This is a genomic window from Xanthobacter tagetidis, assembly GCF_003667445.1.
Classification (GTDB): Bacteria; Pseudomonadota; Alphaproteobacteria; order Rhizobiales; family Xanthobacteraceae; genus Xanthobacter; species Xanthobacter tagetidis.
The window spans coordinates 1-5,017 of the sequence record NZ_RCTF01000035.1; the positions used below are offsets into that span (position 1 = coordinate 1).

General features: G+C 60.0%; 4 protein-coding genes, 1 tRNA gene and 1 pseudogene. 5 read left to right on the forward strand and 1 reads right to left on the reverse strand.

All coding sequences use genetic code 11. From position 1 onward, the window contains the following. From D9R14_RS22625 to D9R14_RS22995, 4 genes and pseudogenes are all read left to right on the forward strand, one after another. Positions 1-106: pseudogene (locus tag D9R14_RS22625) on the forward strand (IS110 family transposase); the annotation flags it as partial. Positions 107-198: 92 nt separating this feature from the next. After that, positions 199-275, forward strand: a tRNA-Arg gene (locus D9R14_RS22630). A 508-nt stretch (positions 276-783) separates the two neighbouring features. Beyond that, positions 784-1,206: a hypothetical protein gene (locus tag D9R14_RS22990; RefSeq protein ID WP_147453087.1), complete on the forward strand. Its 423-nt coding sequence runs from the start codon at positions 784-786 to the stop codon at positions 1,204-1,206. Beyond that, entirely contained in the window at positions 1,203-3,938 is a 2,736-nt protein-coding gene (locus D9R14_RS22995) for a KGGVGR-motif variant AAA ATPase (protein WP_147453088.1), read from the forward strand. Before D9R14_RS22990 ends, D9R14_RS22995 begins: the two co-directional genes overlap by 4 nt. Here D9R14_RS22995 and D9R14_RS22640 read toward each other — a convergent pair. Next, positions 3,935-4,510: a recombinase family protein gene (locus D9R14_RS22640; RefSeq protein WP_121625931.1), complete on the reverse strand. Its 576-nt coding sequence runs from the start codon at positions 4,508-4,510 to the stop codon at positions 3,935-3,937. The genes D9R14_RS22995 and D9R14_RS22640 overlap by 4 nt on opposite strands. A gap of 293 nt (positions 4,511-4,803) precedes the next feature. Between D9R14_RS22640 and D9R14_RS22645 the strand changes: the two genes are divergently transcribed. Further along, the coding region (locus tag D9R14_RS22645; RefSeq protein WP_147453089.1) for a hypothetical protein at positions 4,804-5,017 on the forward strand (214 nt) is incomplete at its 3' end.

Sequence of the window (5,017 nt, forward strand, 5' to 3'; positions counted from 1 at the left end):
GGGCAAACCCAAGCTCGTCGCCCTCATCGCCGTCGCCAGAAAGCTCATCACCATCCTCAACGCCATCGTCCGGGATCAGCAACCATGGCGCGAACAAACCGCTTGACTAACAAGACAGTCGCTCACCAGGCCAACCCACAGACGCCCCTCCCGCGGCCCTTCCCACGGCGCCGGTGGCCGATTAAAAGACAGCGGCGTGTCCCGGTAGCTCAGCAGGATAGAGCAGCGGTTTCCTAAACCGCAGGTCAGGGGTTCGAATCCCTTCCGGGACACCAATTTTAATGTAATTAAATCAATATTTTACTGCGTTTTAAGCGCCGGGAAACCTGATCTCAGTGAGCCAATGTCGCCACCCTGTCGCCACCAAAGCCGAGGCGCGATGTGTGCAGTGGGTGGCGGTGCGGTAGTGCTGGCAATCCGCCTGTGACATCGGATGTCCGTAGTTCGAGCCCACCCACAATCACCATTCAACCTACAAAAATAATGCGATTTGGAGCGCTTGCCTGGACGGCTGGGAAGGCGAAATCGCCTTATCGCGCGATGTCGCCACCCTGATGACGAACCACCGACCTGACGTGCTGCTCACATTCCTCCCGGTCATAAGTTAGGTCCGGCTGGGTTTTGGTCCTTGGGCGACAACTTGGCGAACTTTGGCGGCGAGAGCCCGCCGAGGTTCGTATGGGAGGCTAAAGGAGAGGACGGAAAGGCGAGATTCGCGGGCATCGCGGACAATGTTGACAGCGCCAACTCGTCCGTCAAAGGTTGGACGGAAACTGCTTTGGATTGAAATTGATTAATCCGCCTGTGCTGGCGTTGAGGCGCCGCTCCGAGGAGCTTCTTGCGTCCGCTGAGCGCGAGCGGCAGCACAACGTTGATTCAGCGGCGCTGCTGCTATTCTACGCCGCTGAGTGCAGCCTCAAGGCGGTATATATGCTGCAAAACAATTTGAAGATGACCGACGAAGCTCGCGGCAGAGCGCGCTCTGCTCGTAGCTTCGGTCACGATATCCACGGCCTCATCCACGCGCTCAATGTTTCTCGGGCCAGCATTAAGGCGGCCCCCAGGATTGTTGTCGAGCGGACCGGGCAATCTGGCGACCCGACGATTCTTCACGAAGCGTGGCGCTATGGCGAAAAGATTCGAGATACCAGCGCAGTGTGTGAATGGCTAACATCCCTCATTGAGTGGGCTAGGAACAATCGATGAGCTTGTCCGATCAATCACCGATGACTTGGCTGGACGTCGCACGACGCCTCGCCACAATCGTGCCGGGCAGCTCCCCGTTCCCACCAGCGATCGCCGCTGCGCGCGTCGGTTGGTTTGGACTATTGTTAGAGGCTGATGCGCCGGTTGAGATTGAGCGCGTCGCTAACGCACTTGAGACGCTTTTCCCGTCGCGAGTGAAGCAAGATCCACTCCGGATCGAGCTTGAGGGGGCTGCAGCCGGAGCCGATCTTCCTGTCACGATCGAGTGCGGCGTCGTACAGCCGAGCGCTCGCCAGCCGTTCGGCGTTGTCGATGGAATGATTGATTTTAGGAGGTCAGCAGCGCAGACGAATAGGCGGCGGGTTCCAATCGCCGCTGCACTAAGTGTCAAGGGCGGGACTGGCCGTACAACCACCGCGGTTGCATTTGCATTACATTGGGCTGAATCGGCGAGCCAACCAATTTTGCTCGTGGACGCGGATCTTGAGGCTCCCGGCATCAGCTATCTATTCGAAGCCTTTGCCGGACGACCGAAGATTTCGCTCGAGGATCTGATCACTCTCGCGCATGCTGAAGAGGCAGAAGGAGCACCGGCGACGACGCGCTTTGTCGCGGAGCGGTTGCGGGACCATCATCTGCCCGGCAACATTTTCGTGCTGCCATTGCGACGCGATATCGCCGAGCTCGCTAGTTCCTCGATCCGACCCGAGCATTTGTCTACCCCGCAGCGTCCGTTCGCTTTAGCCGACCTCCTGTCGGATGTAGCCGAGTATCTGGGTGCGGCTGGAGTTGTAGTCGACGTTCGGGCCGGGCTTGTGCCACTCGGTGTCAATTTGGCTATGGACCCCGACGTTTCACCAATCATCGTCACCAGCCTGGCCGAACAGTCTATCCGCGCAACCTCGGGTTTTGCGGCGTTCCTGGCACGCGAGTTCCGGCGCGCGGGCGCGACACCTCGCCGGCCATTGCTTGTTGTCAACCGCGTTCCGCTCATTTTCCGGCAGACGGGAATGGACAAGAAGCTCACGGAGCCGTTGGCAGCAGAACTCGTTAGTTCGCTCGTCGCTGATGTTTCAGCTGAGGTGAGCGCAAGCGAAGATGTCTATGCGAGCCTCCCTGAGATTGAGCCATTCATCCAAGTCGATGTACCGGAACTTCCGGACATGCAGGTGCCCACCGGAGGGTGGCGCGACTTTGTTGACCAGCTACGCAACAGCGGCTTTTCGCGTGCGCTTGCCGAGGGCAGTGATGAATTCCTCGCCACGGAGCTATCGGTCAGGGCCGCTGACCGGCCCTCACCGGTATCGGCGCCACCGGCAGGAGAAGGCCGTCGCGCGCTTGCGGCATTCGCAAACCGATTAATCGCAGCGGAAAATGTGCAGGGCCAAGTACCCAGGCCCCTCGTGACCCAGCCGCTGGGCGCGCTTGCGTCACGATATAAATCCGAAGTGCCGATCGCGATCGCAGAAGGTGCCAAGGGCACCGGCAAGACGTTGGCGGCGCGATTCATCGTGTCGAAAAAGGAGTGGAGTGCGGTCGTCGAGGACCTAGTCGGCGAAAGTGACGCGGTTTCCGCCCAGGTGGTTCCAATCGCAGCATCAGTTCAATCGAGTGAGACTTTCCTCCGCGAGGTGGACGAGGCGCGTCAAGCAGCGAGTAGCGAATTGGGATTCGAGAGCCCTCTCAGCGTCTATGATACGACAGCCTTTCTCAAGGAGCGTCTCGCCGCAGATTTGGGGGAAAGCGCTTGGGTTTCGATCTGGATCGATATCGTTGCTTGGAGCTTGGGATTCAAACCGCGGGAAGCAGGGGCAGGTGAAGCCCTGTTCGACGCTCTGCGCACTCGGGGGAAATCGATCGTCGCAATTTTCGAAGGACTTGAAGAGCTTTACACCTCGGTAAGTGATCCAGGTGTCGAACTTGCAATGCGCGCGTTGCTGATTTCTTTGCCGCAAAAGCTCCGATCGGAGCCGCGGCGGCCTATCGGGCTACTAACTTTCGTCAGGCGTGACACGGTAGAGGCCGCCATCCGACAGAATCTAGACCAGTTCCGCCGCGAATATATCCCGTTCGCGCTAACCTGGACGGAAGACGATGTGCTGGAACTGGCCGCTTGGCTTGCTGCACAATCAGGAGCGCTCCCAGACTTGTGGAACGATCAGTTCCACAAGTTGTCGTCGGCAGAGCGCGCAACAGCACTTGAGCCGCTATGGGGCACCAAGCTCGGACCTGATGATGTGCCCGGCCGCCGCACCCGTGAAGCCTATACGGCAACTTGGATTATCGCCGTCCTATCAGACCTACGCGGTAGGCTCGTGCCCCGCGACTTGGTGCGGCTGCTCGCTAATGCGGCAAAAGTCGATCCCGACAGTGAAGAGCTTGTGACCTATAACAATAGGCTTCTTATCCCGCGTGGGCTACGCACTGCGGTAGATTCGACGAGCACCGCGAAGGTCAATGAAACCGAGGAAGAGATCGGAGAACTGAAGGCTGTTTTCGCGAAGTTTAAATCTCAAGCCGATGAGCTCTCCGTACCACTTACAGAGAACGTGATCAATCAGCTGGGACTTGCCCCGCATGAGGTCTCGGCACTCGTCCGTCATGGCATCATTTTTGGCGACAAGGCGCCCTATGAGGTTCCTGAACTGTTTCGACGGGGCCTGGGACTAAAGCATGCCGGCGCACGACGCAGCGTCGTCAATCTTTACAATCGCGCACGGAAGCTATCCTAAGAATCTTGCCGACCTTCGATGATCCGGTAAACCGAGGCCCGGCCGATTCCGAGGGCCTTGGCAATCTCGGTGGGTGTCTTGCCCTGGGCGTGCAGTTTCATCGCGTCGGCAGCCTTGGCGCGCGCGGTGGGCTTGCGGCCGGCGTATTTCCCTTCCGCCTTGGCCTTCGCAATCCCCTCGCGCTGCCGCTCTAGCATCATCTCGCGTTCGAACTGAGCGAAGCCGGCGAAGATCGTCAGTATGAGGCGCCCTGTGGCACTGCGCGTGTCAACCACCTCGCCGCCCAGGTTGAGCACTCGGAGGCCAACACCTTTCGCGTCGAGGTCGCGAACGATCTCCCATAGATTGATGGTGGAACGCGCGAGACGGTCGATCTTGGAGATGACGAGCGTGTCCCCATCGCGCACGTAGTCGAGCACCTGGCGGAGCACAGGCCGCTCGCTGACGGCGGATGCGCGCTCAAGGTAGACCTTCGCGCACCCGGCGGCTGCAAGGTCGCGGCGCTGGGCTTCAAGGCCCGCCTCCTGCTCGGTGGTGCTGGTCCGTCCATATCCCACAAGCGCGCCCGACATGCCCCGTCTCCCGCCCAATGTGTCCGTTAGGGTCTAGAGATAGAAGTGTATTGCGTCCAAAATGTCAAATATACTCTATTGGACGCATCTTGAGCGTAGGGGCGGACGCGTTCAATAGGGCTAGGTCTAATCGACACCGCGGCCCTCGTGTCGAGCCTCAGGCTGGCGATGTGCCGGACGACCGCCCATAAACGCAATGGCCGCGCCAAGCCCAACCCAATTGGGTGATGCGGCACCGTCCTCGGCCATGCGAGCCTCCGACCCAATGACATTCCCCCTTGAGGGATCGGTCGATGGCTGCTTGGACCCTGGAGTTCGTCATGGCGCTCTTTCCCTTCCGCTTCGGCGGCCTCGGTGGCGTCGGTGCCCGCGCGAAGGCCCCGGCGTTCGGCGGACTCGATGCCGCGAAGACCGTGCGCGAGGCCGCGGTCAATTCCGGCCCGGTGCAGCTCGATCCCAACGTCACCCTCACCAATGCCGACGGCACCGGCTTCGGCGGCGGCCGGC